At 57.9% G+C, this 3,407-nt stretch carries 4 protein-coding genes; 2 read left to right on the top strand and 2 right to left on the bottom strand.

From position 1 onward, the window contains the following. Positions 1–225 (top strand): DUF4148 domain-containing protein (locus tag WCA53_RS25135; protein ID WP_423916805.1); only part of this gene is annotated, 225 nt, incomplete at its 5' end. A 450-nt stretch (positions 226–675) separates the two neighbouring features. Further along, positions 676–1,350: a response regulator transcription factor gene (locus WCA53_RS25130; RefSeq protein WP_423916802.1), complete on the top strand. Its 675-nt coding sequence runs from the start codon at positions 676–678 to the stop codon at positions 1,348–1,350. 96 nt (positions 1,351–1,446) lie between these two features. Here WCA53_RS25130 and WCA53_RS25125 read toward each other — a convergent pair whose 3' ends face one another. Together WCA53_RS25125 and WCA53_RS25120 are read right to left on the bottom strand one after the other, a co-directional pair. Beyond that, the gene (locus WCA53_RS25125; RefSeq protein WP_423916800.1) at positions 1,447–1,914 is read right to left on the bottom strand and encodes a RidA family protein; all 468 of its coding nucleotides are present in this window, start codon (positions 1,912–1,914) and stop codon (positions 1,447–1,449) included. 268 nt (positions 1,915–2,182) lie between these two features. Beyond that, on the bottom strand, positions 2,183–2,620 hold the full coding sequence (locus WCA53_RS25120; protein WP_423916798.1) for a DUF3331 domain-containing protein: 438 nt from the start codon (positions 2,618–2,620) through the stop codon (positions 2,183–2,185). Positions 2,621–3,407 lie beyond the last annotated feature (787 nt).

The following is a 3,407-nucleotide window of genomic DNA, read 5'->3' as shown; positions in this document are numbered from 1 at the left end:
GTCCGCGCCGAACTGGTCCAGCTCGAAAAGGTCGGCTATAACCCGTCCGGCGATCAAACGCAGTATCCGGCGAACATCCAGGCCGCAGAGGCCCGCGTAGATGCGCAAAACGGTGCGACAAGCGGCTTTGGCGGGGTTGTCAGCGGTTCGTCGTCAACCCCACTCCCACGGGCGGCCCGCTCTGCAGCCAATGACGGCCTAAAGCCGATTTACTTCGGTCAATAACCCGTCTGGCGGACGGGCGAACTTGAAATCGCGCCGTCATCCCGAGGTTGCGCGGGATTGCCGGGACGCCCTGTCCCGGCCCGGTCCCATCCTGACCTTGATTTGCACTGCCAATAATATTGCATCGGCCGCCGCTCCCGACAAGGCGCGGCACGATGGCCGCTCCCCGCATCGGATCAAAATTTCGCCTTGCGGTCGATAGCCCCGATTGGCTCGTTACGTAGCCTCCGAAGGAGACTATACTTTTCAGGTCGACTAGCGCGAACGTGCTCTTACTGCCTTCGAATCCAATGCCCGACGCGCGTTAGTTTTTTGAAAGGCAGCGCGAACATAGGCCAGCCGCGCCGGGTTCCGGCGCAACAGTCGTCTGACGGGCCGCGACAGCGATGTCCGCACGGAATACAACGCTAATGTTGCCGCGCAACCTTAGCGTTTAAAAGGGGGACTGAGATGGTTCTGGGATTGCGGTCGATTTCTCCTCAAAGCAACAACGCAAGCAAGGTGTCGGTTGTCTATATCGTCGACGACGACGAGTCGATGCGGATCGCGCTCAGCGGACTGCTGCGCTCGGTCGGACTGCGCGTCGAGATTTTCGAATCGTCCAAGGACTTTCTTAGCTTTGAAAAATATGATGCGCCTAGCTGCCTGATCTTGGACGTCAGGCTGCGCGGCGAAAGCGGTCTCACGTTTCAGGACGAGGTCGCAAAGACCAGCCTGCAGATTCCCATCTTGTTCATCACCGGGCATGGCGACATTGAGATGTCGGTCAAGGCCATGAAAGCGGGCGCGCTCGACTTCTTTTCCAAGCCTTTTCGTGATCAGGACATGCTGGACGCCGTCGCTCACGCGTTGACGCTGGATGCCGAGCGCCTCGCGATCGAACGCTCGCTCGTGGAACTCCGTACCTGCTACGACTCATTGACTCCGCGGGAACGAGAGGTGATGGGATTTGTGCTGGCTGGCTTGATGAACAAGCAAATTGCGTCGGCGATGGGCCTGAGCGAAATTACGGTGAAGATCCATCGTGGCCACGTCATGAAGAAAATGGCTTCGCGCTCAGTGGCGGATCTGGTTAGAAAGGCCGGAACGCTGCACATCGATCCGCATCTTCCGAAACCGCATTGATCCGCTCGCCACGGCTTGGCAGTCCTCACGCGGGACGGCGCGAGTAGCGCTATAGAGCAGTTCGCGAGTTGGCTTGGGGGCGAGCCAGAAGTCTCCCTAACCGTCCACCTCAACGTTCATTTCGATTTCCACGCACGCGCCCAACGGAATCTGCGCTACGCCGAACGCCGACCGAGCGTGCTTGCCGCGCTCGCCGAATACATCGGCTAGCAGTTGCGAAGCGCCGTTCGTCACCAGATGCTGTTCGATGAAATCGGGCGTCGAATTGACGAGGCTCATCACCTTCACTATCCGCGTGACGCGATTCAGATCGCCGACGTGCGCATGCAGCGTCGCAAGCAAGTCGATGGCGATCGAATGCGCAGCCACGCGGCCTTCTTCGGTTGTCAGCGTAGCCCCAAGTTTGCCCACCCACACTGTGCCGTCCTTCTTCGCGATATGGCCCGACAGATAAATCGTGTTGCCGGTCTGCGCGCTCATCACGTATGCGGCGGCGGGTGCGCTGACGCTCGGCAATTCGATGCCGAGTTCTTTCAGCCTGTCATAAACGTTTTGCTGTGCCATGGGATGTTCCGTGGAAGATGAAGGGGTTTGAAGCGGACCGCCGGTCAAACAGACAGGCCCCGCAACGACCCCAAGGTATACGGACAGGATGCGCACAACTAGATCTACGAGTGGTTACCGCTATAACCGATTGGCTTAAGTGGCTAATATCAAGGTTTAATGACACGGCGCCACGACCGGTTAGCACGAGTGCACGCGCGATCCTACGGACGGGTGCGATGAAAACATCTTGGGGGCCCGCCCGGATCGGTCTTTCCATCATTGAAGCTCAACTCCAGGTCGTATTCTCGAGCACGGCCGCAAGGATCATGGCGTGCGCGTTAAGCGGCGAAGCCCGGCATCGACTGGGCTTGAATACGACGTCGTTGCGGTAGATCGCGCGACCGCTCATCGCGCACACACCTTCCACACGCGAGCGGCATGCGCGCCAGACCTGGTCGCCATAGCAGCAGTGGGTCGGATCGCGCCAGGCGATCGTTGCTGTTGACTCGGTGGGGCGGTCTATCAGCGTCACCGTGACTTGGTGGTTTTCCCCGGGCATGGGCGCGGGCAGCTGGCACGGCTTGCGCTTCGGTTTATTCGTCGAGGCAAAGCGGCCACTAACGATGGCAGCCGTCACGGCGGACGACAGCGAGAGCACGCTGATCGTATGCACCCATGGGTCCGTAGGATGTGAGTCCGTCAACTTCTTGCGCGTCCTGATCACGAGAATCTCCTTACCCTTTATTGCTTCGCGTCGTGTTGCCGGATCGGATTACCGATGCCTGCCTGAAACCGCTGCGTGCTGACAAACCACGCTCGCTTGGGTTCTGTTTATCTGCATGTTGTCGGCAAGCGCAATTCTGGCATCCGGATGCAATGAATCCCCAAACTTCCACTCGCCGGTCCGTCATATAGACACTTCGCTTACCTAACGAAATGTCTAGTTGTGACGCCAAGCGACGAAGTGATCATGGTTGTTTGTCGAGGGTGCGCGTGAGACAGTAGGGGGAAACACACGTACACCGCAACGACTCCACGGTATACGAACCGGGCTCGCGCAACTAGATCTACAAACGGTTGCTTCTTTACCCCAATGGTTTGAGTGACTAATATCAAGGTTCAATTATTCATACGAATGCGGTCACGCTAATGGGTGCGTGAGGTAAATTGTCGGTTAGGGATACGAAGACTCTTCGGCGCGACATTTAGGACGGAGAGGTCAATTACGGCCGTCGAGGCGAAGCGTGTGCGCGCGGTTGGTGCTTGAGGGGGGTGTTCGACTGCGGCTGATCGGTGGGGGCCGTGCTACGCGTTCGTGCCAAAAGCCTGAAATGGGGAATGCCGACACTAAGAAATTGGCGGTTTGAACGCGTTTCTTTGCTTCGTTTCTTTGCGCGTTTGCGGGTTTGCAAAGAAATGAAGTTCCGCCCCGAACAGGGGCTAACAGAAATAAGCAAGAAAATCAGACTTAAGCAGAACGACCACGCTAGCAGGAGGACTCCGTCCTGGCC

Source organism: Caballeronia sp., from assembly GCF_049581465.1.
Taxonomy (GTDB): Bacteria; Pseudomonadota; Gammaproteobacteria; order Burkholderiales; family Burkholderiaceae; genus Caballeronia.
Note: the sequence above shows the minus strand (reverse complement) of the source record. Positions and strands in the feature narration are given on the sequence as shown.